This is a genomic window from Arthrobacter sp. MYb229 (assembly GCF_002975405.1).
Taxonomy (GTDB): domain Bacteria; phylum Actinomycetota; class Actinomycetes; order Actinomycetales; family Micrococcaceae; genus Glutamicibacter.
In genome coordinates this window covers 303,136-327,150 of sequence record NZ_PCPS01000003.1, presented here as the reverse complement: position 1 = coordinate 327,150, position 24,015 = coordinate 303,136, and the positions used below count along the sequence as shown (strand labels likewise).

Genomic DNA, 24,015 nt, shown 5'->3' with positions numbered 1-24,015 from the left:
ACGGCATTAATCACGTATGCGACAGCGGCAAACCAGTAGCGTAGGAGTTATGGACACGTTCTTTTACGCTCATCGCGGCAGTTCGCACAGATATGCCGAAAATACCCGTGCCGCCTATCTGCAGGCGATGGATGAGGGAGCTGACGGCATCGAATGCGACGTGCATCTGAGCCGGGATGGTGTAGTGGTCTGCCACCACGATCCGACCGTGGACCGCACCTCGGATACCACCGGAGATGTGGCCGGATACTCGCTTGGCGAACTGCGATCCATGGACTTTTCCTCCTACCTGCCGGTAGCGGTTCCCGCGGAGTATGGGGCAGAAAATGAACAGCTGCTGAGCCTTGGCGAACTCCTTGAGCTCATCGACGAACGCGGCATCGGCATCGGGCTGGCCGTAGAGCTCAAGCATCCGAGCCCCTTTGGACACCTGCTGGAGGAGGAAACGCTGAAGGTGCTTGCCGCCTTTGGGTTCGATCCGCAAACCGGCAAAGCCGGTCGGAGGGGGCAGATCCAGGTGACGCTGATGAGCTTCGAGCCGGACTGCCTCCGGTTCCTCTCGCGCACGGTCAACCGTGCACAGCTCTGCCAGCTGATGACCGAGATCGATCCGCAATACGTCACCGAGCTGATGGCCGGCGGGCAGACCGGACGCGCGGCAGTCTATGAGGTCATGCGCCGTTCGGTGGCCGAGGGCATCGAACTCATCGACGCCGGTGGCGCCGGTATTATTGGCCCTGGCATCGCCTGGGTCCGAGCCAACGAGCCGTTGGTGCACGGGTGGCTGGAGCGTGGATTGACCGCCCGGATCTGGACGGTTGACCGCCCCGCCGACGCGCAGTACCTGATCAACATGGGCGTCACCCAAATTACCAGCAACCGCCCGGCAGAACTCCGGCAGGAACTAGAGCAATCATGAGCACCGAAACAACCGCTACGCAGCATAACCTGTATCTCCACGACTCCTACGTCTTCACCGCCCAAGCCACGGTCATCGCCACGGGCAGCGACGAGACGGGGGACTGGATTGCGCTGAGCCCCAATATCTTCCACCCGCGCGGCGGCGGGCAGCCGGAGGACCGCGGCTCGGTCAACGGCGTTGGGGTCGATGTGGGCCGCTCGGCAAGCGGAATGGTGATTCTCTACGGCGCAGGAGACCATGCCGCAGGGGAAACGGTCACGTCGAGCATCGCCGCCGAGAACCGGCGCAGCAATGCGGCCTTGCACACCGCGGGGCACATTCTTGGTTTTGCGGGGGAAGAGCGCGGTTGGGAACACCGCGGCCACTCGCACTTCCAGGGACAGTCACGCCTGGATTTTGACCCCTCCAGCGTGGACTTGCCGCTGGGCGACGAAACCGAGCGGGCAGCGGCGGAAGCCTGGCTGCAACAGCGGGTGGATGAGCTGATTTCGCAAGGTGGCGAAATCAGCACCCTGATCGACGAGCAGGGCCACCGTACGGTTAGCATCGCCGGAGTGAACAGCGAACCGTGCGGTGGAACCCATGTGCAACACGTGGACCAGCTGGACGAGGTAAAAATTGGCCAAGCACGGGTCAAACGCGGTGTCTACAAGATTCGATACGATGCCCGCCACGCCGACTAGCTGGCTGACCCCGGCCACCAAGATGGGCCTGTCCATCGCGCTTGCGACAGGCCTCTACGGGATTTCCTTTGGCGCACTGGCTATTGCCGCGGGGCTGAACCTTTGGCAGACGGTGGCGTTGAGCGCCCTGATGTTCACCGGCGGGTCGCAGTTCGCCTTCATCGGGGTGATCTCCGGCGGCGGGGCCGCCTCGGCGGCTTTCTCTGCTGCGACACTGCTCGGCGTGCGCAATGCGGTGTACGGGATGCAGCTCAAGCAGGCCCTGCGCCCTGGGGCGCGCATGGTTCCGCTGATGGCTCAGGTCACCATCGACGAGTCCACCGCAACAAGCCTTGGACAGGCGAGCCAAAGCGAGCGGCACCGTGGTTTCTGGACCGCCGGGCTCGGCGTGTATGCGCTCTGGAACCTGTTTACGCTCGTTGGCGCCTTGCTCGGCGAACGGATGGGGGATCCGGCAGCGTGGGGGCTCGACGGAGCCGCGGTGGCGGCGTTCCTCGGACTATTGTGGCCGCGGCTGAAATCCGCCCAGCCGATTATCGTCGCCTTCGCCGCGGCCGTGGTCACCGCGTTTGCCGTGCCGCTGACGGTTCCCGGTGTGCCAATTTTGATCACCGCCGGCTGCGCGGTGGCGTTTGCGGTGCTCACCGGGCGCCGCGCCGAACCGGCGACCGAACACGGAGACCTGCAGCAAGTAGATCAGGAGAAGTCATGAGCGAATTGAGCTGGTGGCTGCTCGGCGCCTGCGCGGCGGCCTTCGCGCTGAAGATCTGCGGCTATTTTGTGCCGCGAAAAGTACTTGATTCTCCGTTGATGAGCCATGTGGCAGCAACCCTCACCGTCGCCCTGCTGGCCTCGCTGGTCACCATGAACGCGGTGACCAGCGGGCAGGAACTTGTCATTGACGCGCGTATCGGTGCGCTGGCCGCGGCAACGATCGCGCTAGTCTTCAAAGCCCCATACCTCGTGGTGGTGCTCGTTGGCGCCTTGGCTGCGGTCGCACTGCGCGCCACCGGACTGGCTGCCTAAGCGGTCCGGTAGGCGCTCGCCGAGGTCCGCGGTGGCCCGAAGCCAGGACGCTTAGCCAAGTACGCTAAAAGCCGCAGCTTGGGCTCGCTGAGTGCGTTGCGCCTGCGGATTCAACTCGGTGCACCAGCTGGGGTAAACCCGAAATCCGCGTTTGCCGGGCTTCGCTTCCGAGCTGGTGATACCAAGACTGCGCAACAGTTCGGCGGTGAACCGGAAGACCCCGAAACGCTCGGCGTCTTGCACAAAAACCAGAAGTCCTGAAATCTGTTCGTCCGAGCTAAAAGGTTCGGTGCGTCCGTCGGCGTTTCGAGTCCAGCAAGCGAGGAACGCTCCAGGTTTGGTATCGGTGATGCGGGCCGTGCGGATCCTCCACCGCCGGCCGCCGAACGAGACCAGCCCTGATTCGTAGTCGCTGTTTTGCTCTTCTGCCCGAACCAGCAGAGGGTCCGCGTCCGGTGCTAAGCCAAGTGCTGCGTATCGAGAGAAGGCGCTGAAATCCATGAATCTCATTTTAGGCGTGTGCCGGCATCCCCGCGCGGGTAACCGCAACAACGTCGTGACAAGCTCGAGCGTCGGTGGGAGAGTAGAGACATGATCGTAGCTTTTTCAGTTGCCCCAAGTACCGACAACGCCGATGCCTCGGTTCATGACGCCGTAGCCGAAGCGGTGCGCATAGTTCGCGCCTCCGGGCTTCCGAACCGCACCAGTTCGATGTTCACCGAAATCGAAGGCGAATGGGACGAAGTCATGGCTGTCGTCAAAGACGCCACCATGGCCGTAAGCAAATACGGATCTCGAGTTTCGCTGGTGCTCAAGGCAGATATTCGCCCGGGGTATACGGGTGAATTGGACGGAAAAGTCCGGCGCCTAGAGCAGGCGATCGAATCCAGCGAGGAGTAATGAGATGATCCGCCATTCTGCAGAACGTGAGAGCGTGGAGGTCGACACCTACCTCAACGAGGCACTGGGGCTCGAAATCCCAGAACTTGAGGCCGGTAGAGAACATGCGCATGACTCAGGTTTGCCTCGAATCGAGGTCAGCACCGCTCAGGGCAAGTTCCTGCAGCTGATGGCCGAGATAGTCGGTGCTCGGCGTGTGCTTGAGGTCGGCACGCTGGGCGGGTATTCAACGAGCTGGCTAGCTCGTGGGGTGGGTGAGCGCGGGCAGGTGATCTCTTGCGAATTTGAGCCCCTGCATGCTTCCATTGCCCGTGAGAATTTGCAACGTGCCGGACTTTCGGAGCGCGTTGAGATCAAACTTGGCGCAGCCAAGGGATCGCTTGAGAATCTGATCGCCGCGGGAACTGCGCCATTTGAACTGGTCTTCATCGACGCAGATAAACGCAATAACGTGCGCTACTTGGAACTTGCCCTAGAACTCTCGCGTCCCGGGACGGTGCTGATCCTCGATAACGTCATTCGCGGTGGTGCGGTGCTTGACGACGCGGCCGAGCACGGGGCCAACGAGGCTGATGTGCGGGGCGTGCAAGAGGGGCTCAGGTGGCTGCGCGATTCACCACGGGTCTCGGCAACCGCGCTGCAGACCGTTGGGACCAAGGGCTGGGACGGATTTGCCATTGCTCGGGTGATCTAGCCAGAGAGCGAGCTGGTGGAATACTGGCTCGCCACCGAAGACGCCGGAATCTTGAACGGCGGGAAACGCCGAACGAGCAAGTTTGTCGCAAAACCGCCGAGCACCGCGACGATGGCCCCGAGCCATAATGCGTAACCCGTTTCGCGTAGCAGCCCCCCGATCGTTGGAGCAAGGATCATCGGAAGAATGTAGTACCAGTGCTTGGCAGTGGTTGGTCCCCAGATGCCTTCAAACCTGGCCAGCAGGCTGAAACTGATAATCAAAAGCAGTGATCCGAAGCAGATGATCCAAAACGTCGGCGACAGGCAGACGACCAGCGTTAGGCCTGTCACGACACCGCCGGTAAAGTTCGCGAACTTTTCGTTCCGATCCACCAGTGACCACCCTTTCGCTACAGCATTTTAAGTAACTATCTAGGCAGTTTTTCAAACTCCACGGCCACAAGCAATAGTCCTTAAGTAGGAGGGTAGTGGTGCTTAGCGACGCAGGGGGCCTCGCTGACGTAATGTATGTATGTGTCACTTTTGAACGAGTATCGAATCCGACTAGCCCAAGAACAAGATTTGCGGGCGGCCCTTGAAATGAAGTTGCTGGCCTGGCGCCAAGCCTATTCGGGCTTCCGCGACGAAGAGTTCTTCGCCTACCACGAAGCGCAGCTCGAGCAGCAGCTGGCCTGGTGGGAACGTGGGTTGGCCGGGGGAGCCCAATTCTGGATCGCCGAGTCCGGCGACGGAAAGATTATTGGCTTAGCCGGTGGCACTCCAACCATTGAAGAAGATCAGGACACCGGGGTCGATATCGAACTAGGCGTGCTCTACGTGCTGGAAGAGTACTACGGCGGTGGACTCGGCGCCCATCTAATGGACACCGTGCTTGGCCAGCGTGACGCTCTGGTCTGGGTACTGGCGGGAAATGAGCGAGCAGTCGCTTTCTACAGCAAGCATGGATTCGTCCCGGACGGAACTTCCGAAGAGCTCGTTGGCTCTTGGGCCGGACTGCGTGAGGTTCGGATGGTGCGCCGACATGGCTAAGACCGATAGCAACGTCATGCTTGGAAGCTACGAGATCGATACCGGTTTGGCCGAGATCGAACCGGACCCCTATGGGGCGAATCGCTTCATCCTCAAAGTCAATGGTGTTCCCTCTTCGCATATAGACCTCGATGATCCAGGTTATTTGGACTTCGAATACATGCGCTGGATGGAACCCGTCTTCACCTTCGGATTCCCCGCCGAACAATTCGACGGACGTGCTCGCAAGCTGCGCGTGCTGCACCTTGGTGGTGGCGGTTGCTCGATGGCTCGCTGGGTGGCCGCCGCCTACGAGAATGCTCGCCAAGTCGTGGTGGAACTCGATGCGAAGCTCGCCGAGCTGGTGCGCACCCGTTTCGAGGTGCCTCGCGCCCCGCTGGTGCGATTGCGTGTGGGTGATGCCGGGCAGGTGCTTCCGACGCTCAGCGACGACAGCCGCGACGTCATCATTCGCGATGTGTTCGCCGGTAGTACAACCCCGCGCGAGCTGACCACCATCGGCTACGCCAAGCAGGCCCAACGCGTGCTGGACCAAGGAGGCGTGTACCTGCTGAACTGTGGCGACTCGGCTGATCTGGCAGGCGCCCGAGCCGAGGCAGCCACCTTGCTTTCGGTCTTTGCGCACGTGGCAATGATTGCCGACCCGCCGATGTTCAAGGGCCGGCGGTACGGCAATATCGTTTTCCTCGCCAGCGATGAACCGTTGGCTCTCGGGGCAAGTTTCGAAAAGAATCTGCGCACCGCTCCATTGCCGGCGCAACTTGTTTCGGGTCCAGCGGTGGCGCGCTTCGCCGCCGGAGCCGCACCGATTATTTAGCCGGCAGGCGGTAGTGGCTTCCGTCGAGATCGCGGTGGACCAGCTCATGGTCCACCAGATAGCGGCGTAGCAGCGCCACGTCTTCGTGGATCACCCGCAACCGCTCGTTGAGCTGATCTTCGCGTAGGGATTCTCCGGTGAAGAGCACGTGGTCGCGGATATGGAGCATGACTTCAAGGCGGTCCGCCGGACGTGCGGGCAAGGCATTCAGCCGTGGGCCGGTGAAGTAGCGCATGACCCCAGCGCGCTGGGTGCTGGACGCTGCTGCCGCGGCGAGGGTTTCCTCCAGCAGCTCATCGTTCAGCTGCCAGCGGCCTTCATGCGAGGTGAGCAATCCGATCTTGGCCCAGCGCTGCAAGTCCTTGCGGCTCTGGGCCGAGTCGCTGAGCTGCTCTTGCGCACCGGCGAGGACCAGACCCAATGCGGTTCGCATAGCCTGATTCTTCAACCCTGCGGCGATCTCAATCCATTTATTACCTTGAGACATCCTCATCCTCCGTCTGCGCCTAACTGCCATAGCCCACATGCTACCCAACGGGTGCGCAGGCGTTGTTCTTTGGACTGCAGAGGACTAAGGTGAGTGCTCTCGGCCCGTCGGTGCCGGAACAGGTGCCACGCATGGTCGACTCAGCTAAGGGGCGGTCATGATGACCTATACGTTTGACGTTTTCAGTTCGCTCGACGGGTTTGCCGCCGCGACCGAACCCTGGGAAGGATACTGGGGCAAGCAAGGTCCCGAACTCCTTGCACACCGCAGCCGCCTGTACGACCGGCCGACGCTCATGGTTTTCGGTGCCACCACCTACACGATGATGTCGTCTATGCTGGAGGATTGGGCAGACCCGGACGAGTGGGTTGCCAAAATGTCGGCCCAACCCAAAATTGTCATCTCCTCTACGCTGAACGCCGAAACCGACCTGAGCTGGAAAAACAGCACGCTTGAATCCGCGGATGCCGTCGATGTGGTGCGCAGGTTGAAGAATGAATCAACCATGCCGCTCCGCTCGCATGGCAGCCTGTCGATGAACCGGGCGCTGATGGGTGCGGGACTAGTGGATTTTCTGCAGCTCACGCTCTACCCGGTGATTACCGGAATTACCGGACGCGAGCGCATCTTTGAGGGGTTTGGCGATTTTGATCTTGAACTGATATCCGCGACGCTGCTCGATGGGCATACGCAGGAACTCATCTACGCCCCACGCCCGATCCCGCGCTGAGTGGCTTTAAATAGCGCCGGCTCGGCACCGTAGGGATACGATGCCGAGCCGGCGCTGCTTCTGCCTCGGTTACATTCCGATGAGATTCTCAATCAGTCCGATGCCGAAGAACAGCACAAAGGCGGCAGCGACAACCCACATCAACGGGTGGATCTCCTTCGCGCGGCCCTGCGCGGCTCGGATGAACACGTAGGAGATGAAGCCAGCTCCGATGCCGTTGGCGATGGAGAAGGTGAACGGCATCAGGGTGAAGGTCAGGAACGCGGGCAGGGCAATGCCCCAATCATTCCAGTCAATTTTCGAGACCTGCGAAACCATCATGAAGCCCACAACGACTAAAGCGGGCGCGACCGCTTCGAAAGGGACAAGGTGGATCAGCGGAGTCAGGAACATCGCCACGATGAGCATTAGACCGGTGACTACCGAAGCCAGCCCGGTACGTGCACCTTCGCCGATGCCGGCACCGGACTCCACGAAGATCTGGGCCGATGAGCTGGAGGTGCCGCCGCCGACGATGGCACCGGCCGCATCAACGAGCAGGACCTTGTCGACATTCGGGATATTTCCGTCTTTATCCAAGACGCCCGCCTCGGAAGCCAAGCCAACCATGGTGCCCATGGCGTCGAAGAAAATCGACAGCAGAATCACGAAGGCCAGCAATGAAGCCGCCGTGACGCCAAGCTTTTCAAATGATCCAAAGAGATTGACCTGGCCGATGAGGCTCAAATCCGGCAGCGTCCAGCTTGGCAGCGAAGGGACGACCAAAGACCAGGTGCTCGTCTCCTTCTCTCCGATGTTGAACACGGCTTCGAAGATATTTGCCAAAGCTGCTGCGGCGACGATTCCGATGAGGATAGCGCCCTTGACCTTGCGCACTACCAACGCCATGGTCAGCAGCAAACCGACCACAAAGACCACGATTGGCCAGCCCATCAGCTTGCCGTCAAACCCCAGGCCCACCGGCACGGTGGTATTCGCAGCATCGGGGATACGCTGCACGAAGCCAGCGTTGACCAAGCCGATCAGCGCGATGAACATGCCGATGCCGACCACGATTGCCGTTTTCAGGCCCGCCGGAACGGCACGGAACACGGCGGTTCTAAAGCCGGTGAGGACCAACAGGAACATGACGATACCTGCGACGACCACCAACCCCATGACATCTGGCCAGGTAAGCTCCGGATTCGTCGCCACGGTAATCGCAACAAAGGCATTTACGCCCAGCCCGGTGGCCATCGCGAATGGGTGGCGAGCCCAGATGCCCATCAAAATGGTCAGGATACCTGCAACGAATGCGGTGACAGCAGCTACGCGCTGGATTCCGAGTTCGCCGCCGGACGCGTCGGCTCCGGAAAGCACTAGCGGGTTGAGCACAACGATATAGCTCATCGCGAAGAAGGTGGCGATGCCGCCACGGACTTCGGTTGCAAAAGTTGAGCGGCGTTCCGAGATTTTGAAGTATCGGTCAACACGCGCCGGGAAGGATGTCTCAGACACTGTTCTGGTGGTGGAGGGCATGGTAAAAATTCTATGACGTTTTGGGTATAGATACATACCGATCTCATAGCTGAGTAGGCTTAGCGTGAAATCATTAGACCCAACTCACACTGTGGGCGAAGATTGGAAGTACATTGGTTGTAAGGGGGGTCACACCCCATGCCATCACAGGTCAATGAGGAGCGAGTCTGATGAGTGACGAAGCACCAGTCGAAACTGAAAAAATCGAGGGTATTGTCGTCGGCGCCGACGGTTCCCAGCAGAGCAAGTGCGCCTTGCGCTGGGCAGAACGAGAAGCGGTGCGCCGTGGCAGCGTTCTGAATATCGTGTCCGCCTACACGATTCCCGTTTTCGCCGCGTCGTCCATGGACGCCGGGTACTCCACACTGGATGACGATTTGATCCGTGGCGGAGCCGAGGACATCGTGCGCCAAGCGCGCGCGGAGCTAGAAGGCAGCCAGGCAACAATTCGCACTTACATCGAGTCAGGAGATCCCTCTGGGGTCCTGCTGGATCTGAGCGCGGATGCCGAGCTCGTCGTTGTCGGCACTCGTGGCCGAGGAGGCTTCGTAGGCAGGCTGCTGGGGTCGGTTTCCTCGGCTTTGCCGGCGCACGCCAAGTGCCCCACCGTGGTGGTGCCATTGTCCATGGCCAAGGAGCAGGAGCAGACCCTAGAGGATGCGCCGGAGCGCCAGACGATTGTTGTCGGCGTGGATGGTTCGGAGCGCGCGCGCTCGGCGGTGCTCGCGGCGGCGGAAGCGGCGTTGGCCCGGGACCTGAGGCTCCGCGTGGTGTGCGCGGTCTCGCCGGTTTCGGCGGCCCTTGCGTGGATGCCCGCCACCGTTGATCAGGAAGCGGTGCTTGAGGACGTTCGCTATCAAATGGATGTCGGGCGGCGCTGGATCAAATCACACTTCCCAAATCTCGAGGTCGAAACCGATGTGATCTCCGGGCCGCCGGTGGAGGTGCTGATTCGCGAGTCCGAACATGCGGTCCTCACGGTAACCGGTTCACGCGGACGCGGTGGTTTTGCCGGCATGCTGCTTGGCTCCACCAGCCAAGGGGTCTTGCACCACTCCAAGGGCCCGGTGATGGTAGTTCCGGACGGGGATGATCCACGGCTGGCCAACCGAAAGGATTTCGATACCGGAGCCGAGTAGGTAGGCCAATATGGCCCGGGAGGAGGTATTCCTTCCGGGCCATATTTTTCAGTAGCGCTGAAAACGCTAGCCCTAAGCGCATTGCAGGGCAGAGCCAAAAGATGCTCCGCAGCCAACTGGCTGCGGAGCATCTTTTCTCTCGAGGTCTCGCCTGCCTAGTAGCGGGCTGCCTTCGGATACATGTTGTTGACCCAGCTCAGCGGAGTCACCGTGATGCCGGCGTTCGGGTTGCGAGCGTGGACTACCTGGCCGTTACCAATGTAGATGGCCACGTGGTAGAACGACGCTCCGCCATTCGAGCTGGAGAACACGAGGTCACCTGGGCGAAGCTGGCTCAGCGAGACATACTGCGGAGCGCTGGCGAACTGCTGGCTGGAAGTACGTGGCAAGCTGATGCCGGACTTGGCGAATGCAGTCTGCGAGAAGCTAGAGCAGTCGAAAACGTTTGGCCCATTGCCGCCGAATACGTAGCGCTTGCTCGGATCGTTGGCCGTCTGCAGGGCCCACGAGATCGCCGCAGAATAATTGCTGTTGTTATTCTGCTCCTGCTTAGGCTCTTCCTTCTTCACCTCTGGCTTTGGCGAAGGCTTAGGGGTTGCCTTTGGCTTTTCTGGTGCCTTCGGCTGGACCTTTTTGGGTTCGGGCTTAGGCTTAGGCTTCGGCTTTGGTTCCTCAATAACCTTCGGCTTTTCCGGTGCCTGAGGGAGAACCTTCGGCTTCTCGGTTTCCTTGGGGGTGGTCTTCGGCTTCTCGGGAGCCTGCGGAGTTGCCTTGGGCTTTTCCGGGGCCTTTGGTGTCTGGGTTTCCTTTGGCTTTTCTGGTGCCTTCGGAGCTTCGGTCTGCTTTGGCTTTTCCGGCGCCTTCGGCTCGTCCTTTTCGACGTCGATGACCTTCGGGGTCAGCGTCTTTGGCTTGGCTTCTTCGGAATCGATAAATTCCAGTTCCTGAGGAGCTTCGATAGCCAGTGGCTGCATGGTTGCCAAGTCATCTTTCGTGACTGGCTTATCAGCCTCCGGAGCCTCGACGGCTTCCTGGAGAGCCTTCTCCTGAGCTTGTTCTTCTGCTTCAGCGATCTGCTGGCGAACTACTTCCTCTTCCTGTTCCTTCAGGAATGCGAGGTGTCCAACGAGCTCGTCACGCAATTCTTTCTGCGGAGCAATCGCTGACTCGTAGGTAGTGAGCGTGGCGCTGGCGGTGGTCGCGGCTGCATCGTAGTTCTCAGCTGCGGCCTTAGCGGCTTTCTGCGCGGTGTCTGCGTACTCTTCCCACGCGGATACCAGAGCTTCGGCCTCGGTAGCGGTGCTGACCGTTTGTGACCGGTTCTCACTCAAGGCGCTCATGGTGGCTGCCTTGTAGAAGAGATCGTTTGACTCATCGTCCTGCAGCAAGATGCCCAGGCTGGAGTTGCTTGCGCCATTGCGGTACATGTCCGAAGCGATCGCGCCCAGATCATTGCGGCTTTGTGCGAGATACTGCTGCGCGTATTCGACCTGTTCAACTGCCTTGGTGGCCTCCGCGGACCGCAGGTCGCGTTCTTCTGCGGCGGTCAGCAGGGACTCCTGAGCTTCCAGGGCCGCCGTTTCCACGCGCTGGAGTTCTACGCGACTGGAATCGAGCGATGCTTCAAGGCGCGCGATCATCTCGTTGGTTGCTGCCTTGTTCGACTTTGCCGACTCAACCTCTGCTGCCGATGGCAACGGGGAGTTCGACGGTGCTGCTGCAACGGAGACGGAGGTGGGAAACGCTGCCGACGGGGCGGCGGCTGCCGGGACGGCGCCAGCAAGGCAAGAGACTGCTAGGGCCAGGGTGCACGCGGCAACTCCGAGCGAGTGGCGGTTAGCCATATCGTTCCTCACTAGATTCAGGTGATGACAGTTGGGAAATGGTCGAATTGTGATTATCCGAGAACGGAAGGTCGCGATTTGATTAAGTTCCCAAATAGCACACTAGGCTAAAAATTAGGTAGTTGGCAACACTGGTCACACCAGTCACAGGAATTACATTGATGGTATTTGTTCGCCCAATTCAGGGATGATTTGGGGGAAGTGCATCCTATTTGGTGCGTTCTGAAATTATTTCAGAGAAATAAATGGCTCCGGGCCAAGTGTTCGAGTGACGTTTGAGTCGTGACCTTGTGGGCACCGGATGGCGGCACGAGCATTTAATGGCGACAATGCGTTACACAATGCGCCGGTAAGAGACGTTGAGCTGTTGCGTATCCTCCAGAGGGTTGGCAACTGCCGAGAGCGATCCACGAGCGCAGGAATTCGGCACACCGTAGTCCATCATCGTCGGTCCGGCCCTTCTAAGCGGCTGGGCATCGTCCGCGGAGCTGCGGCTGAAGCAGTCAGCGCTGCACCAAATGCCCTGCGCAATCAGTGCAACAAACGCGCTAATGCGGCTGCCGGACCCGCCGGCCTCCCCGGCTAAGAGCCCGAAGTCCTCTGGCCACCGCCTATTGCAGGCTCTGCCCGGCAGGCGGTCCTGTCGAGCGCCAGCCAGGGGCATCCGGGAACATGCGTTCGTTCGGTTCTAGGAAGCGAATCCCAGCGGGACCGTCTGAACCCCGCCACCAAGTCCGCAGCGATCGGCGAGCAGCACCGGCTCGCATACGATCACGGATTTCCCGCCAACCCCGGAACAGTACTCGATCCGCTTGGGGACCCCATCATGCGGGGAACTGTGAATGACATTTCAGGGACTGAAAGCTTAACAAGCTCCGTGAATAGCAGAACTGTTGGAATTCGACCGATAGGTACTCGCCGGTAGCCAATAGCGTGGTCAACAGTGCGTCGGTCAACTGGGCCGGCGACCGACCCGAAGGAGCATCACCATGAAGAACTTCACCCGAACCGGCGCCGCGCTGATCGCCGCGGCGTCTTTGAGCTTCGCTGGCGTAGCCGGCGCCTCGGCGCTGTCCCTCGGCGCGGTACTCGACGTCGACCTCACCGCGCAGGTGGCTGCGCAGGTAGCCGCCGAGGCGAAGGCTGACACCGCGGCCCAGCTCGAGGTGCTTGTCGACGCCGATGTCCTCACCGCCACCGCCGCCGCTGAGATTGCCGCCGAGGTTGAAGCCGCCGTGGAATCCACCGTCGAAGCAGAGCTGCTGGCTGACGCCTCCGTGGACGCAACCGTGGAAGCCGATCTGGAAGCTGGCGTAGCCGCGAGCGTCGCCGCCGCAGCGGATGTCGACGCAGACGTGGATGCGACCGTCGACCTGGATATCGTCGCCGATGTCATTTCAGCTTTGGGCACCATCGTTCTCTAGAGCCTGCGAACAGAAGCGGGCGGGTAGTCCTGACCCTCGGGCTTTGCCGCTGGCGGTCGTTGGGACCCGTTTGATGCACTCGAATTGAATCTCCAGCTGGCGTTGTGGCGGTGGGGGTGTTTTGGGGTTGTAGGCCCCGAACGCCCCCACTTTGCTACGCGATGGGCAGGGATCCTGTTTCGAAATGGCTTGCACGTGGGCCCGAGTGGGCATCTCGACGTCCGTCTCTACCGCTGCAGCTGGAGTCCATTGCTTGCTGGCCCGCCTCCCCTAAGCCAGAGGTCCCCGCTCTCCGTGTTTGGCGTAGCGAGCAGCTGCTAATTGCTGTGCCATCGAGGGGTCTTGCGGTCGGGAACTGTTCTTGGCGCCGAATCCAGAGTCGAAGCCCGGTGCTGGGCGGCCGGGGAATGCTGAGTCACGGGGTGTTGCCATGGCCCGGGCCTGGAAGCGGAATTTTGCCTGCTTGCTCCAAAAAGGTCCCGCTGTTCTGCAGGTGCTCCGATGATGAAATGATTGTGGGCTTCCGCATTCCTGTGGCTTAAGCAGGAAACGGGTGCGCAGCATTCGCTCCCGAGGAACGGCTAAACCAGGGCAATCCAGAAATATGAGTATTTTTCGTGACGCACATCTCAATATTAGTTTTTGCCGATTTGGGCTATCCCCAGCCCAAATCGTGCAGTTTTTCGTCGTCGATTCCGAAGTGATGGGCCACCTCGTGCATGACCGTAATGCGAACCTCCCGCACGACGTCATCACGCGTTTCGCAGGCCCTGAGGGTCGGGTTTTTGAAGATCGTGATTCGATCAGGCAGTGCCCCTGAAGCCCAGTCGAGATCTCGCTCGGTCAGCGCAACACCCTCGTATAGCCCCAGAATCTCGGTATTTTTCGCTTCTCCGGGAAGCGGCTCGTACTCGTCCTCGATAAAGAAAACAACATTGTCCATCATGGTTACCGCGGACTCGGGGATGCCGTCGAGGGCAGCCTGAACCAGCTCATCAAACTCGTCGTCGCTCATCTCCAGATCCATGATTCAAGCCTACTGTCCGCCATCGATTTGCGCCCTTCGAAAGTCCTTCGGATGCCGGTTTTGCAAATGGCAAAAAGGCCACGTATAGTTATTGAAGTCCGCAGCGGAGACGAAAGAAACCGCAGCAGATATAGGCCCCCATCGTCTAGCGGCCTAGGACACTGCCCTTTCACGGCAGCGGCACGGGTTCGAATCCCGTTGGGGGTACAAACAGCCAATTCGTTGGTTGTCAGATGGAGAAATCCATTGGCTTGCGAAAGCAAGGCCCTGTAGCGCAGTTGGTTAGCGCGCCGCCCTGTCACGGCGGAGGTCGCGGGTTCAAGTCCCGTCAGGGTCGCTCGGTTTATTGTTTAGGCAATAAATCTGGTGTCCACTCAGTGGTGCCAGGCTCTGTAGCTCAGTTGGTAGAGCGTTCGACTGAAAATCGAAAGGTCACCGGATCGACGCCGGTCGGAGCCACGCAGCCCTCGGTATACCGAGGGCTTTGCCATGTGATTTGAAGTTAGATTCAAAACTCATGGCCCTGTAGCGCAGTTGGTTAGCGCGCCGCCCTGTCACGGCGGAGGTCGCGGGTTCAAGTCCCGTCAGGGTCGCCAAATAGAAAAGCTCCGGTTTCAACCGGAGCTTTTTGCGTTAACGAAATACTTTTTTGATTCGGCTGCTCTGGGCAGTGTTTAGTTTGCGCGGCCCAAATGCCGAGGACCCAACCAGCGGTTCGTCAGTCGGCGATATGCCGCCGCCGCCGTGGGCAGATCTCCGTCTTCGATTGCTTGGATTCCGTGCATGAGGTCGTTGGCGGATTCATCTGGCCACACGATCTCGGCAAGCATCCCATAGTCCAGCTCGATCACCGACCGGCTATCGAAGGATTCAAGCCAGCTACCGAGCGCGCCTAGCTCCTCAAACAATGGTGCCTGAGGTGCATAGGTCACAAGCGTTTGCACTGCCCAAGAGAGGCGTTCTACCGCCTGGTCGAAGGGCACGATGAGCCGCACCGTGAGCAACCGGTCATCAACATGAACCTGTTCGTACTCGTCATCTTCCCGGAAGAGCGCAAACCAGCTCAGCGGTATGCCCCAGGTGGAGGTGCGGGTATGCAGGTGTGTGAGATCTGCCGCAAGCCGATCGGGATTAACGCGCTCGGCATTCGCGCTACGGGCTGCGGGAGGCACCAGGAGGTCGAGGACCTCGGTCCGGATGGCCTCCTCGGCTTGTTCTGCGGCCAGCACGCTGCGCGCCTGCAGCTGGCCGGGACAGTAGCGGGTGTGCTGGTTGCCCTCGTAGTCAAGGATCTTTAGCGAGCGAAAATGCTCTGCTTCATGGTGCGGGAAGGGGTCCGAAATGGGGCGTAGCGTGCGTTCCCAGAGTCGTTCGTTCTCGAAGCTGTCCCAATGGCTTGCGCTACGCTGCCCGGTGCGCAAGATAATTGACTGGGCCCAATCCTCGAAAGCGTCCAACGGTTCATAGACGCGCAAATGCGCGGTAGCCGCCGTAAGCTCTGCCAATGGCCCAGTCAATTTTCTGGTCATGGTTAGTCGTCCAGCTCCACGATGACCGGAGCATGGTCGCTAGCGCCCTTGCCCTTGCGTTCCTCGCGGTCGATGCTCGCGGTAGTAACCCGTTCGGTTAGTGCGGGGGAAGTCAACGCGAAATCGATCCGCATGCCCTCGCCTTTCGGGAAGCGCAGCTGTGTGTAATCCCAGTAGGTGTAGGCGCCCTCGGTGTGTGGGCGAACTGCGTCTGTGAAACCGGCGTCTTCGAATGCGCCAAATGCGGCACGCTCGGGGGCCGAGACGTGGGTGAGCTGGTTGTCCAAGAAGAACTGGATATCCCAGACATCTTCGTCTTTCGGCGCGATGTTCCAGTCGCCGAGCAGCGCAATTTGAGCTTGTGGATCTGCGGCGAGCCATTCGACCGAATTTTTCTTCAATTCGTCGAGCCAGTTGAGCTTGTAGCCCATGTGCTCGTCATCCAGGGCCCGGCCGTTGGGCACATAGAGGCTCCAGATGCGAACCCCACCGCAGGTGGCCGCGATGGCTCGGGGTTCTTGGATCGGGTCTTTCCCGCCCTTGCCGAACTCTGGCTGATTCGGGAACGTGCGCTGGACGTCGTCCAGTCCCACACGGGAGGCGATTGCCACGCCGTTCCACTGGTTGACGCCAAAATGCGCCACCTCGTAGTCGTTGTTCTCGAAAAGTTCCCAGGGGAAATTGTCGTCTTTGCATTTTGTTTCCTGAATTGCCAGGACATCAACGTCGGTACGGCGCAGCCAGTCTTCGACGCGGTCAGCCCGGGCGCGCAGGGAGTTCACATTCCAGGTCGCTATCTTCACTAGTTCAACCTATCAAGTTTGCTGTCATGCGCCACTTCAATTTACTTGGAAGTCCGAGTATATTCGAGAATGAACTGTGACAGCGATCACCGAGGGGTGGGTATTTTGACCGACATTCTGACCGAGCGCCGGGGACATTTGGGACTCATCACTCTCAATAGGCCAAAAGCGCTCAATGCGCTCACTACGCAGATGTGCCGGGGCATGCTCTACGCGTTGCTTGAATGGCGTGATGATCCAGCGGTGCGACAGGTCGCGATCACCGGAGCGGGGGAGCGAGGCCTGTGCGCAGGGGGCGATATTGTGGCGATCTACCGGGATATCTTGGACCGAGATGGGTCCACCGAAGAGTTCTGGCGTATCGAGTATCAACTTAATGTACTCATTGACGAGTATCCGAAACCGTTCGTGGCGTTGATGGACGGCATAGTGCTTGGCGGCGGGATTGGGGTTTCCGCCCACGGCAGCCATCGCATCGTGACCGAGACCAGCCGCTGCGGTATGCCAGAAGTGGGAATCGGTTTCTTCCCGGATGTGGGAGGCACCCACCTGCTGGCCAAGGGCGCAAAATCCGCAGGGCGCCTAGCGGCACTAACCGGGATGAGATTCCACGCGGCGGACACCATTGCCTTGGGGCTGGCAGACAACTACGTGGCGCAGGCGAACTTGCCGCAACTGCTGACCGAGTTGGAGACTCTCGAAGCCGACCAGGTGATTACGCGATTTGAGCGCACCGTCGAGCAGGGAATGCTGGGCGCCGATTGGGTTCAGGCCTTCGCCGAACCAAGTGTCCCGGCAATTCTCGCCGCGCTCGACTCTAGCGGCGATGCTCAGGCCAGCCTGGTTTCTAAGGCGCTTCGAGCCGCCTGCCCTAGTTCGGTGCGGCTCGTCGATGAATTGTTGGACAGTGCCGGGATGGACCTGCGCGAGGATCTGCGTCGCGAGTTCAGGGTCGCGGTTAACCGACTGGATGACCCGGACTTCGCCGAAGGAATCCGAGCCGCGGTGATCGACAAGGATCGCAATCCGCGGTGGCACGAACGAGTGGGTAATTTGACGCGCGAACAGCGAACGGCACGACATTTCGCCCCATTGCCTGGAGCGGAATTGAATTTTGCACTGTTGGAGCAGGGGCTACGAGAAAAGAGTGGAAGATGAGCGAAAAACCAATCATAGGATTCTTGGGACTGGGCCATATGGGGCTTCCCATGGCCATCAACTTGCACCGTGCCGGGTATCGCCTCAAGGCTTTTGATGTGGTGCCTGCGGCCCTCGAAGCCGCCGCCGCGGCCGGAATTGAAACTGTGGTTACCGGGACCGAAGCCGCGAGCGACGTGGATGTCGTGCTGACCATGTTCCCTACCGGGCAGCATGTATTGGATGCCTACCGGGACTACCTGCTTGGGGCTGCCAAGGCGGACACGTTGTTCCTGGAGTGCTCGACTATCGATGTGGCACAGGCGCGCGAAGCCGCCCAGCTCGCGGTGGCGGCCGGCCATCGAAGCGCCGACGCTCCAGTTTCCGGTGGGGTAGTTGGCGCGGAAGCGGGAACCCTGACATTTATGCTCGGCGCCGATGAGGCCGACCTGGCGCAGATCAACCCGGTGCTCGAAATCATGGGCAAGCGGGTCGTGCATTGCGGTGGGCATGGGGCCGGGCAAGCGGCCAAGGTTTGCAACAATATGCTTTTGGGCATCTCCATGCTCGGAGCGGCGGAAGCTTTTGTCCTAGGCGAGCGCTTGGGACTGGAGCACCAAGCCTTATTCGATGTGATTTCCTCGGCTTCGGGGCAGTGCTGGGCAGTGACAACAAATTGTCCGGTCCCGGGCCCCGTCCCTAGCTCGCCGGCCAACCGGGAGTATCAGCCTGGATTTGCTGCCGCGTTGATGGCCAAGGATCTCGGCTTGGCCTCCAGCGCATTGGAGCAGACGCAGACCGATGCGCAGCTAGGCAGTCTCGCGGCCGCGCTGTATCGGAAGTTCAGCGATGAGGGAAATGCAGGCACCGACTTTTCCGGGGTCATCAATGCGATTCGAGACGGTTCGTTATAGGAAGTCGCCCGAGGCGCGGCGGAAACGAGAGAGGATCTCGAATAGATCTGTCGCGTCTGCGGCTTCCAAATCGCTTTGGGCGAAGAGCTGTGCGTTCAAATCAGTTCGGGCGGCGTCGAGCACCTCCAGGCCTTGGGCCGTGAGCTCCAGGAGCCTGGTTCGCCCATCGGTAGGGTGTGCAACTCGTTGCACCAGCCCGGTGGCCTCTAGCCGGTCCACCGAATTCGTCAAGCTCGTAGCATGAACCTGGAGCAGCTCGCTTGCGTGGCTCATCGGGAGCGAACCGCGTTTGGAGAACCCAAGCAAGGCGAGCACTTCGAAACGCGCAAAGGTGAGCCCGTGCGGCTTGAGAATCGCATCGGCTCGCTGCAAGAAAATCGACGCCGTGCGCATCACCGCGGTGATTGCGGCCATGGCATTGGCTTCGGATGCCCAACCATGGGCAACCCACTGTTCGCGGGCCTGAGCAATCGGATCGCGTGGCAATGGAGAATTCAACATTTACCCCCTAAGGAAGTCTTAGTCCAACAATATACTTGGACTTCCAAGGGTTTGGAAGGAGAAATCGGATGGACCTATTGGGTGTGGCACACCAACTGCACGAGGCCGATCGGACGCGACTAGAGCAGGTGCGTGAGTTTTTGCAGGCACGTATTCGCCGGCAATCGATCGAGTTCTGGAATCGCGAGGAATTTCCCGCAGGACTTGTGCGAGAGTTGGCCGATGCCGGTTTAGCGGGAGTGCAGCTAGATGGCTCCTCGCATCTATTGCGCGGGTTGCTCCACGCGGAAATCGCAAGAGCCGACGTATCACTTTCATCCATTGTCGGCATCCACAATGAGCTCATCGTGGGCATGATCGATGCGCTTGGGTCGGCTGAGCAGCGTGAATCCTGGCTCCCAAAACTCACCATGTTCCAAGCCTTTGGCGCCTTTGCCTTGACCGAACCCGACCATGGTTCGGACATTGCCGGAGGCATCCACACCACCGCGACCCGCGAAGGCGACGAATATGTGATCAACGGGGCCAAGCGTTGGATCGGCATGGGAACTATCGCCGATTTTGCGTTGGTCTGGGCAAAATGTCCCGAGAGCGGAGCGGTGGGGGCCTTTCTGGTGGAAAGCGACCGTCCGGGCTACAGCGCAACCAAGATCGAAAATAAGATCGGCCTGCGCATCATGCAGAACGCGGATATTTCAATGGAGAATGTCCGCATTCCGGTGGAGAATAAACTCCCTGGCGCGGTCAACTTCGCCTCGGCGAATGCGTTGTTGATGCAGTCTCGCGCCTGGGTCGGGTGGCAGGCGGTCGGCGCCATGCTGGCAACCTTGGATATCTGTACCGCTTACGCCAAGGACCGGCAGCAATTCGGCCAACCCATTGCCTCGTTCCAGTTGGTGCAGCAATCCTTGGCGGAGATTGCCGGCAATGCGACGGCGTGCCTGTCGATGATGATGGACATCGCGCGCAAGCAAGAACGCGGCGAGCTGGAAATGGTCGACGCGGCGCTGGCCAAGTCCACTGCGACGCGGCTCGCGCGCCAAACGGTCTCATTGGGCCGTGCGCTGCTTGGCGGAAATGGTGTGGTGACCGACCATGAGATGGCCAAGTTCTTTTGCGATGTTGAAATCCTGCACACCTATGAGGGCACCTATGAAATTAATTCATTGATCGTCGGACGAGCGCTGACCGGAGTGAGCGCATTCGTCTAGCGAGAGTTCCCTTGTGTAGGTGGCCGAGTCCTAGTGAACTCTTGCTCCGACAGTACGTTCCAATCCGGAAAGTACTGGCTAGGGCAGATTCATCAGCATGCGCCACCTATACGAGGAGCATCGCGGTCTAAGGCGTCCGTAGCTCCGCGTGGGGCACGGCAACTGCGTTTGAGCTGCGTTGTGCTCGGGGCTGCAGTTGCCCTGCCACTGCTGTTTGGCGGTTTCTGGAAGCTGGCACGAGTAAGCGAACATCCACGAAAACAAACTAGTGACGACTTCAAAACCCTGCGCGAAGCTCTCGAAGTAACCGACTCGATGCCCGAGGAGCAGAGCTAGCTGCGCCACCAGGTATCGAGGTAGGTCGCGGGAACCGTACGCTTGTGGCGCGAACCGAGGAAGCGGGACTCGATGGTCTTGGCTGCGGCAGCATCGACTTCCCGGCCTTCGAGGTAGTCATCAATCTGCGAGTAGCTCAGCCCCAGCTCGTCTTCATCTGTCCGCTGTGGCTGGCCGTCTAATAGGTCCGCGGTTGGTTCCTTGGCCCAAAGGAGCTCTGGAGCACCCAATTCTCGCAGCAAGGCTTGGTTCTGACGTTTATTCAACCCGGCGAGAGGCAAAAGGTCGGCGCCACCATCCCCGAACTTGGTGAAGAATCCGGTGACCGATTCGGCTGCATGGTCGGTTCCGAGGACCAGCATGCGGCGATCACCTGCCATGGCGTATTGCACGATCATGCGCATCCGGGCCTTCGCGTTACCCCGGTTGAAGTCGCTGATGCGTGGGTGGCCCGCGTTGTCCAGCGCTTCATCCAGAGCCTTGACGGGCTTTTCGATATTTACTTCAAATTCCTCGTCGGCGCCGATGAACGCCATGGCCTTCGCCGCGTCGTCGGCGTCGCTCTGCACCCCATGGGGCAGTCGGACCGCGACAAAGTTCGCCTCGCCACCGGCGTCGCGGACCTCTTGGACCGCCAGTTGCGCAAGCCTTCCGGCCAAGGTGGAATCGATGCCACCGGAAATTCCCAGTACGAAACCCTTGGCTCCGGTCGCTCCGAGGTAGTCCTTCAGGAACCCCACGCGTCGTTGGATCTCCTGTGCCGGAATGATTTGTGGCTTGACGCCAAGTTCTTCGATAATCTCTGCTTGCAGTTCGCGCATGCATCCAATACTAGGCATGAGAATGGGCGCAGTGGCTAAATACCGGTGTTCGGGGCGGAAAGTTAATCTGTTTTCAACATTCCACCCGGCAGGCTACTCGGTTTCAGCCTCGGCCCAGCCAAAGTTCTTGGCCATCTGTTCCAGGGAACTCACCGTGGTGGAGTATGCCTCCGGGGTGAGCCCCTCGCCGCACTGGGTACGGATTCGTTCAACCAGTTCGCTGAGCTTCACCAATGACACATGTCCGCGTTCGGTGATCATGTACTCACCGCCCTGGCGCGAGATCCACCCGGATTCCACGAGCTCTGCCAGATGTTCGGTGACGGACTGAGGTTCATCGGGCGAGGCAAAAAATGGTGAGAGGCCCGTGGTGAGCTCGGCTTCCGACGCAGGATTCTGCTCGAGCAGGTTCAGTACCTGCCATTGCCGGCGCGTAACACCGTGTTCTTCCAAGGTCGCTGCAAACTGCTCGTCGATCAGCGAATCTACCAATTTCAACCAGAAACCCAAGGGGCGAGTCGCATTCATGATCCCACCCTAGCCGGGAGTTACGGCTGGGGCTAGGGGCTAATTTAAACAAGTACGGCCAGCTCAATCGCGGTTCCACCGATCCGTCGCCGGGCGGATGTGCGGCGCGCTTGGCAATCTGGCAGGGCCAGGACGCATGGCATCATCAGGTAATGATGTGCGGCTGCTAGAGACCGCTCTCGGAGCGCCGCGCCCTGGTGGTGAACTGCACCGAGGAATAGCCGTCATACAGGGCATTCCTTGCAACGGCCACTCCGTTGTGGCGACTAGAATTGTGTCTATGAGCGAAACCAGCGCCCGTGAGCGGCTTAAAGAACTGATCCAAGAACTTGCCATCGTGCGCGGCAAGGTCACTCTTTCCTCCGGCAAGGAAGCCGATTACTATATCGATCTGCGCCGGGTCTCCTTGCAGCAAGAAGCATCCGGACTTATCGGCGAGGTCATGCTCGACCTGCTGGACGAGGCCAAGCTTGAATTCACCAATGTTGGCGGTTTGACCATGGGCGCGGACCCGGTGGGTACCGCAATCATGCACACCGCGCGAACCCGGGGCCGTAGCCTTGACGCATTCGTGGTGCGCAAGGCACAGAAGTCCTATGGGATGGGACGCCAGGTTGAAGGCCCGAGCGTCGAAGGCAGGAACGTGATCGTTCTGGAAGATACCTCAACTACCGGTGGTTCCGCTTTGACCGCAGTCGAAGGCGTGCGCAAGGCCGGCGGCAACGTCATTGCCGTCGCCGTGATCGTTGACCGCGACACCGGCGCCAAGGAGCGTATCGAGGCCGAGGCCGGCGTTCCGTACCTTTTCGCCTACGGCAAGACCGAGCTGGGCCTGTAACAACATACTCAAGGAACTTGCTGGTTGACGGGAGACGTTAACCGACGCTGGCCTGGATGGGAGGGACTTTTGGTCCGCCCCATCCAGGCCAGTTTTTATAGAGCTGCGGTTCCTGAGCCTTGGCTTGCTAGTAAGTCAGGCCGTAGCCGAAGGGGTAGAGCTCCCCGTCGGTAGTTTCCGCATAACCCGGCAGATCGCTGTACTGCTCGCGGATGGCCTCTGCGGTGCCGGCCAGCGCGAACGGCATGCAGGAATACATGCAGCACTCGGACGCCACCAACACGGTCTTCGAGCAGTCCATGACCTTCAAGGACGGCTACCTGCACCCAGGCAACAAGCCGGGCCTGGGTGTCGAATTCAATGATGAAGCAGCGTTGTCCTACCCGTACCAGCAGGCCTACCTGCCCTACAACCGTCTTATCGACGGCACCGTCCACGACTGGTGAGCCAGCAAATTATTGCGCACGCCGGGCAAACGGAAACTTCCCAAGGAGCTGTCGCATTGAACCGAGTCATTGTCATGGGTGTTTCCGGTTGCGGCAAGTCCACGGTCGGCGAACTGCTCGGCACGAAGCTGAACGCCGGGTTCCTCGATGGGGATTCACTGCACCCGCAGGCGAATATCGACAAGATGGCTGCCGGGCAGCCACTGGACGATATGGACCGTGAGCCATGGCTTCGCGAGGTCGGCAATCGTTTGGGAGCGCTCAGCAACGAATCGATGGTCATCGCTTGCTCTGCGCTGAAGCGGAAATACCGTGACCTGATTCGGGCGCAGGCACCGGGAACTGTGTTCATCCACCTGCACGGCTCGGAAGAGTTGTTGACCGAGCGCATGGGCTCACGGCCCGGCCACTTCATGCCGGTGGGACTGTTGCAGTCGCAGTTGGAAACGCTCGAACCGCTGGAAGCTGACGAATCCGGTCTCGTACTGGATATCGCGCAACCGCCTGTCGCCTTGGTCCAAGATGCGGCCGCATGGCTGGAATCCCGAGACTAGAACTCAGATAAGTGGCAGTGGGGACTGATTCTGCTCAGTCCCCACTGCCTTTTTGCCTCCCGATGTTTTGGCGCTTCGAGTTTTGCCCTGCAGAGAGCGTTGAGAAACCCCGGGCAGGCTAGTGCCTCTACCTCACTGGGTCTCGAGGCTGGCGG

At 59.9% G+C, this 24,015-nt stretch carries 28 protein-coding genes, 4 tRNA genes and 1 pseudogene; 21 read left to right on the top strand and 12 right to left on the bottom strand.

The window, feature by feature from the left end; translation table 11 throughout:
- Positions 1 to 49: 49 nt before the first annotated feature.
- The 4 genes from CQ019_RS12215 to CQ019_RS12200 are packed head-to-tail and all read left to right on the top strand — an operon-like array spanning position 50 to position 2,631.
- Positions 50 to 919, top strand: a complete 870-nt coding sequence (locus CQ019_RS12215; RefSeq protein ID WP_181148454.1) for a glycerophosphodiester phosphodiesterase family protein — start codon at positions 50 to 52, stop codon at positions 917 to 919.
- On the top strand, positions 916 to 1,605 hold the full coding sequence (locus tag CQ019_RS12210) for a hypothetical protein (protein ID WP_105553588.1): 690 nt from the start codon (positions 916 to 918) through the stop codon (positions 1,603 to 1,605). Before CQ019_RS12215 ends, CQ019_RS12210 begins: the two co-directional genes overlap by 4 nt.
- Complete coding sequence (locus CQ019_RS12205; RefSeq protein WP_258133577.1) at positions 1,586 to 2,317, top strand: AzlC family ABC transporter permease; 732 nt, start codon at positions 1,586 to 1,588, stop codon at positions 2,315 to 2,317. Before CQ019_RS12210 ends, CQ019_RS12205 begins: the two co-directional genes overlap by 20 nt.
- Complete coding sequence (locus tag CQ019_RS12200; protein ID WP_096285839.1) at positions 2,314 to 2,631, top strand: AzlD domain-containing protein; 318 nt, start codon at positions 2,314 to 2,316, stop codon at positions 2,629 to 2,631. Before CQ019_RS12205 ends, CQ019_RS12200 begins: the two co-directional genes overlap by 4 nt.
- A 51-nt stretch (positions 2,632 to 2,682) precedes the next feature.
- Here the strand turns inward: CQ019_RS12200 and CQ019_RS12195 are convergent, their stop codons facing one another.
- Positions 2,683 to 3,132, bottom strand: coding sequence for a MepB family protein (locus CQ019_RS12195; RefSeq protein WP_105553587.1), 450 nt, complete (start codon positions 3,130 to 3,132; stop codon positions 2,683 to 2,685).
- A gap of 90 nt (positions 3,133 to 3,222) precedes the next feature.
- Here CQ019_RS12195 and CQ019_RS12190 point away from each other — a divergent pair, with 90 nt between their 5' ends.
- Together CQ019_RS12190 and CQ019_RS12185 are read left to right on the top strand one after the other, a co-directional pair.
- On the top strand, positions 3,223 to 3,531 hold the full coding sequence (locus tag CQ019_RS12190) for a thiamine-binding protein (protein WP_105553586.1): 309 nt from the start codon (positions 3,223 to 3,225) through the stop codon (positions 3,529 to 3,531).
- Positions 3,532 to 3,535: 4 nt separating this feature from the next.
- Entirely contained in the window at positions 3,536 to 4,225 is a 690-nt protein-coding gene (locus tag CQ019_RS12185; RefSeq protein ID WP_105553585.1) for an O-methyltransferase, read from the top strand.
- On the opposite strand, the gene CQ019_RS12180 is transcribed toward CQ019_RS12185, so the two are convergent.
- Positions 4,222 to 4,599, bottom strand: coding sequence for a hypothetical protein (locus CQ019_RS12180; RefSeq protein ID WP_105553584.1), 378 nt, complete (start codon positions 4,597 to 4,599; stop codon positions 4,222 to 4,224). The two genes, CQ019_RS12185 and CQ019_RS12180, sit on opposite strands and share 4 nt — an antisense overlap.
- Before the next feature lie 141 nt (positions 4,600 to 4,740).
- Between CQ019_RS12180 and CQ019_RS12175 the strand changes: the two genes are divergently transcribed.
- Both CQ019_RS12175 and CQ019_RS12170 read left to right on the top strand, forming a co-directional pair.
- The gene (locus CQ019_RS12175; protein ID WP_105553682.1) at positions 4,741 to 5,256 is read left to right on the top strand and encodes a GNAT family N-acetyltransferase; all 516 of its coding nucleotides are present in this window, start codon (positions 4,741 to 4,743) and stop codon (positions 5,254 to 5,256) included.
- Positions 5,249 to 6,073 carry a spermidine synthase gene (locus tag CQ019_RS12170; RefSeq protein WP_258133576.1) on the top strand — a complete coding sequence of 275 codons (825 nt, stop codon included), beginning with the start codon at positions 5,249 to 5,251 and terminating at the stop codon, positions 6,071 to 6,073. Before CQ019_RS12175 ends, CQ019_RS12170 begins: the two co-directional genes overlap by 8 nt.
- On the opposite strand, the gene CQ019_RS12165 is transcribed toward CQ019_RS12170, so the two are convergent.
- Entirely contained in the window at positions 6,066 to 6,506 is a 441-nt protein-coding gene (locus CQ019_RS12165; protein ID WP_181148452.1) for a DUF2087 domain-containing protein, read from the bottom strand. The two genes, CQ019_RS12170 and CQ019_RS12165, sit on opposite strands and share 8 nt — an antisense overlap.
- Positions 6,507 to 6,717: 211 nt before the next feature.
- On the opposite strand from CQ019_RS12165, the gene CQ019_RS12160 reads away from it, so the two are divergent.
- Entirely contained in the window at positions 6,718 to 7,290 is a 573-nt protein-coding gene (locus tag CQ019_RS12160) for a dihydrofolate reductase family protein (protein WP_105553582.1), read from the top strand.
- A gap of 69 nt (positions 7,291 to 7,359) precedes the next feature.
- Here CQ019_RS12160 and CQ019_RS12155 read toward each other — a convergent pair whose 3' ends face one another.
- Positions 7,360 to 8,808: an NCS2 family permease gene (locus tag CQ019_RS12155; protein WP_105553581.1), complete on the bottom strand. Its 1,449-nt coding sequence runs from the start codon at positions 8,806 to 8,808 to the stop codon at positions 7,360 to 7,362.
- A gap of 170 nt (positions 8,809 to 8,978) precedes the next feature.
- On the opposite strand from CQ019_RS12155, the gene CQ019_RS12150 reads away from it, so the two are divergent.
- Positions 8,979 to 9,947 carry a universal stress protein gene (locus CQ019_RS12150; RefSeq protein ID WP_105553580.1) on the top strand — a complete coding sequence of 323 codons (969 nt, stop codon included), beginning with the start codon at positions 8,979 to 8,981 and terminating at the stop codon, positions 9,945 to 9,947.
- 155 nt (positions 9,948 to 10,102) lie between these two features.
- On the opposite strand, the gene CQ019_RS12145 is transcribed toward CQ019_RS12150, so the two are convergent.
- A complete protein-coding gene (locus CQ019_RS12145; protein WP_105553579.1) occupies positions 10,103 to 11,791 on the bottom strand; it encodes an NlpC/P60 family protein in 1,689 nt (562 codons plus the stop codon).
- Positions 11,792 to 12,780: 989 nt separating this feature from the next.
- Between CQ019_RS12145 and CQ019_RS12135 the strand changes: the two genes are divergently transcribed.
- On the top strand, positions 12,781 to 13,215 hold the full coding sequence (locus tag CQ019_RS12135) for a hypothetical protein (RefSeq protein ID WP_105553577.1): 435 nt from the start codon (positions 12,781 to 12,783) through the stop codon (positions 13,213 to 13,215).
- 655 nt (positions 13,216 to 13,870) lie between these two features.
- Here the strand turns inward: CQ019_RS12135 and CQ019_RS12130 are convergent.
- Positions 13,871 to 14,242 carry a metallopeptidase family protein gene (locus tag CQ019_RS12130; protein WP_105553576.1) on the bottom strand — a complete coding sequence of 124 codons (372 nt, stop codon included), beginning with the start codon at positions 14,240 to 14,242 and terminating at the stop codon, positions 13,871 to 13,873.
- Positions 14,243 to 14,376: 134 nt separating this feature from the next.
- Between CQ019_RS12130 and CQ019_RS12125 the strand changes: the two genes are divergently transcribed.
- The 4 genes from CQ019_RS12125 to CQ019_RS12110 all read left to right on the top strand — a co-directional run bounded on the left by CQ019_RS12125 (position 14,377) and on the right by CQ019_RS12110 (position 14,838).
- Positions 14,377 to 14,449, top strand: a tRNA-Glu gene (locus CQ019_RS12125).
- Between the two features lie 56 nt (positions 14,450 to 14,505).
- Positions 14,506 to 14,579 (top strand) — tRNA-Asp (locus CQ019_RS12120).
- Positions 14,580 to 14,628: 49 nt separating this feature from the next.
- Positions 14,629 to 14,701: transfer RNA gene (locus CQ019_RS12115), tRNA-Phe, on the top strand.
- Positions 14,702 to 14,761: 60 nt separating this feature from the next.
- Positions 14,762 to 14,838, top strand: a tRNA-Asp gene (locus CQ019_RS12110).
- 78 nt (positions 14,839 to 14,916) lie between these two features.
- Here CQ019_RS12110 and CQ019_RS12105 read toward each other — a convergent pair.
- Positions 14,917 to 15,747 carry a hypothetical protein gene (locus CQ019_RS12105; protein ID WP_146112468.1) on the bottom strand — a complete coding sequence of 277 codons (831 nt, stop codon included), beginning with the start codon at positions 15,745 to 15,747 and terminating at the stop codon, positions 14,917 to 14,919.
- A gap of 26 nt (positions 15,748 to 15,773) precedes the next feature.
- Entirely contained in the window at positions 15,774 to 16,574 is an 801-nt protein-coding gene (locus CQ019_RS12100) for an exodeoxyribonuclease III (RefSeq protein WP_105553574.1), read from the bottom strand.
- Between the two features lie 105 nt (positions 16,575 to 16,679).
- Between CQ019_RS12100 and CQ019_RS12095 the strand changes: the two genes are divergently transcribed.
- A complete protein-coding gene (locus tag CQ019_RS12095) occupies positions 16,680 to 17,732 on the top strand; it encodes a 3-hydroxyisobutyryl-CoA hydrolase (protein ID WP_105553573.1) in 1,053 nt (350 codons plus the stop codon).
- Positions 17,729 to 18,625, top strand: a complete 897-nt coding sequence (mmsB, locus tag CQ019_RS12090; RefSeq protein WP_105553572.1) for a 3-hydroxyisobutyrate dehydrogenase — start codon at positions 17,729 to 17,731, stop codon at positions 18,623 to 18,625. The genes CQ019_RS12095 and mmsB overlap by 4 nt, the downstream gene beginning before the upstream one ends.
- On the opposite strand, the gene CQ019_RS12085 is transcribed toward mmsB, so the two are convergent.
- Complete coding sequence (locus CQ019_RS12085; RefSeq protein ID WP_105553681.1) at positions 18,620 to 19,123, bottom strand: MarR family winged helix-turn-helix transcriptional regulator; 504 nt, start codon at positions 19,121 to 19,123, stop codon at positions 18,620 to 18,622. The genes mmsB and CQ019_RS12085 overlap by 6 nt on opposite strands.
- 71 nt (positions 19,124 to 19,194) lie before the next feature.
- On the opposite strand from CQ019_RS12085, the gene CQ019_RS12080 reads away from it, so the two are divergent.
- Positions 19,195 to 20,337, top strand: a complete 1,143-nt coding sequence (locus CQ019_RS12080) for an acyl-CoA dehydrogenase family protein (RefSeq protein WP_105553571.1) — start codon at positions 19,195 to 19,197, stop codon at positions 20,335 to 20,337.
- Positions 20,338 to 20,669: 332 nt separating this feature from the next.
- On the opposite strand, the gene nadE is transcribed toward CQ019_RS12080, so the two are convergent.
- Positions 20,670 to 21,494: an ammonia-dependent NAD(+) synthetase gene (nadE, locus tag CQ019_RS12075; protein WP_105553570.1), complete on the bottom strand. Its 825-nt coding sequence runs from the start codon at positions 21,492 to 21,494 to the stop codon at positions 20,670 to 20,672.
- 93 nt (positions 21,495 to 21,587) lie between these two features.
- Positions 21,588 to 22,022 carry a MarR family winged helix-turn-helix transcriptional regulator gene (locus CQ019_RS12070; RefSeq protein WP_105553569.1) on the bottom strand — a complete coding sequence of 145 codons (435 nt, stop codon included), beginning with the start codon at positions 22,020 to 22,022 and terminating at the stop codon, positions 21,588 to 21,590.
- A 280-nt stretch (positions 22,023 to 22,302) separates the two neighbouring features.
- Between CQ019_RS12070 and pyrE the strand changes: the two genes are divergently transcribed.
- Positions 22,303 to 22,860 (top strand): orotate phosphoribosyltransferase, encoded by a 558-nt coding sequence (gene pyrE / locus CQ019_RS12065; protein WP_105553568.1) that lies wholly within the window; start codon positions 22,303 to 22,305, stop codon positions 22,858 to 22,860.
- 127 nt (positions 22,861 to 22,987) lie between these two features.
- On the opposite strand, the gene CQ019_RS18765 is transcribed toward pyrE, so the two are convergent.
- Entirely contained in the window at positions 22,988 to 23,119 is a 132-nt protein-coding gene (locus tag CQ019_RS18765; RefSeq protein ID WP_258134014.1) for a hypothetical protein, read from the bottom strand.
- Between CQ019_RS18765 and CQ019_RS12060 the strand changes: the two are divergent.
- Both CQ019_RS12060 and CQ019_RS12055 read left to right on the top strand, forming a co-directional pair.
- Positions 23,103 to 23,306, top strand: a pseudogene (locus CQ019_RS12060) (bifunctional D-altronate/D-mannonate dehydratase); the annotation flags it as partial. The gene CQ019_RS18765 and the pseudogene CQ019_RS12060 sit on opposite strands and share 17 nt — an antisense overlap.
- A 56-nt stretch (positions 23,307 to 23,362) precedes the next feature.
- Positions 23,363 to 23,860 (top strand): gluconokinase, encoded by a 498-nt coding sequence (locus tag CQ019_RS12055; RefSeq protein WP_258133575.1) that lies wholly within the window; start codon positions 23,363 to 23,365, stop codon positions 23,858 to 23,860.
- Positions 23,861 to 24,015: the final 155 nt, after the last annotated feature.

Excerpts from the sequence above, each read along its gene's own strand:
- CQ019_RS12215 (WP_181148454.1), top strand. The coding sequence starts at position 50 with ATGGACACGTTCTTTTACGCTCATCGCGGCAGTTCGCACAGATATGCC.
- pyrE (WP_105553568.1), top strand. The coding sequence starts at position 22,303 with ATGAGCGAAACCAGCGCCCGTGAGCGGCTTAAAGAACTGATCCAAGAA.
- CQ019_RS12150 (WP_105553580.1), top strand. The coding sequence starts at position 8,979 with ATGAGTGACGAAGCACCAGTCGAAACTGAAAAAATCGAGGGTATTGTC.
- CQ019_RS12130 (WP_105553576.1), bottom strand. The coding sequence starts at position 14,242 with ATGGATCTGGAGATGAGCGACGACGAGTTTGATGAGCTGGTTCAGGCT.
- CQ019_RS12200 (WP_096285839.1), top strand. The coding sequence starts at position 2,314 with ATGAGCGAATTGAGCTGGTGGCTGCTCGGCGCCTGCGCGGCGGCCTTC.
- CQ019_RS12185 (WP_105553585.1), top strand. The coding sequence starts at position 3,536 with ATGATCCGCCATTCTGCAGAACGTGAGAGCGTGGAGGTCGACACCTAC.
- CQ019_RS12190 (WP_105553586.1), top strand. The coding sequence starts at position 3,223 with ATGATCGTAGCTTTTTCAGTTGCCCCAAGTACCGACAACGCCGATGCC.
- nadE (WP_105553570.1), bottom strand. The coding sequence starts at position 21,494 with ATGCGCGAACTGCAAGCAGAGATTATCGAAGAACTTGGCGTCAAGCCA.
- CQ019_RS12170 (WP_258133576.1), top strand. The coding sequence starts at position 5,249 with ATGGCTAAGACCGATAGCAACGTCATGCTTGGAAGCTACGAGATCGAT.
- CQ019_RS12070 (WP_105553569.1), bottom strand. The coding sequence starts at position 22,022 with ATGAATGCGACTCGCCCCTTGGGTTTCTGGTTGAAATTGGTAGATTCG.
- CQ019_RS12195 (WP_105553587.1), bottom strand. The coding sequence starts at position 3,132 with ATGGATTTCAGCGCCTTCTCTCGATACGCAGCACTTGGCTTAGCACCG.
- CQ019_RS12080 (WP_105553571.1), top strand. The coding sequence starts at position 19,195 with ATGGACCTATTGGGTGTGGCACACCAACTGCACGAGGCCGATCGGACG.
- CQ019_RS12210 (WP_105553588.1), top strand. The coding sequence starts at position 916 with ATGAGCACCGAAACAACCGCTACGCAGCATAACCTGTATCTCCACGAC.
- CQ019_RS12155 (WP_105553581.1), bottom strand. The coding sequence starts at position 8,808 with ATGCCCTCCACCACCAGAACAGTGTCTGAGACATCCTTCCCGGCGCGT.
- mmsB (WP_105553572.1), top strand. The coding sequence starts at position 17,729 with ATGAGCGAAAAACCAATCATAGGATTCTTGGGACTGGGCCATATGGGG.
- CQ019_RS12205 (WP_258133577.1), top strand. The coding sequence starts at position 1,586 with ATGCCCGCCACGCCGACTAGCTGGCTGACCCCGGCCACCAAGATGGGC.
- CQ019_RS18765 (WP_258134014.1), bottom strand. The coding sequence starts at position 23,119 with ATGTATTCCTGCATGCCGTTCGCGCTGGCCGGCACCGCAGAGGCCATC.
- CQ019_RS12145 (WP_105553579.1), bottom strand. The coding sequence starts at position 11,791 with ATGGCTAACCGCCACTCGCTCGGAGTTGCCGCGTGCACCCTGGCCCTA.
- CQ019_RS12135 (WP_105553577.1), top strand. The coding sequence starts at position 12,781 with ATGAAGAACTTCACCCGAACCGGCGCCGCGCTGATCGCCGCGGCGTCT.
- CQ019_RS12165 (WP_181148452.1), bottom strand. The coding sequence starts at position 6,506 with ATGCGAACCGCATTGGGTCTGGTCCTCGCCGGTGCGCAAGAGCAGCTC.
- CQ019_RS12160 (WP_105553582.1), top strand. The coding sequence starts at position 6,718 with ATGATGACCTATACGTTTGACGTTTTCAGTTCGCTCGACGGGTTTGCC.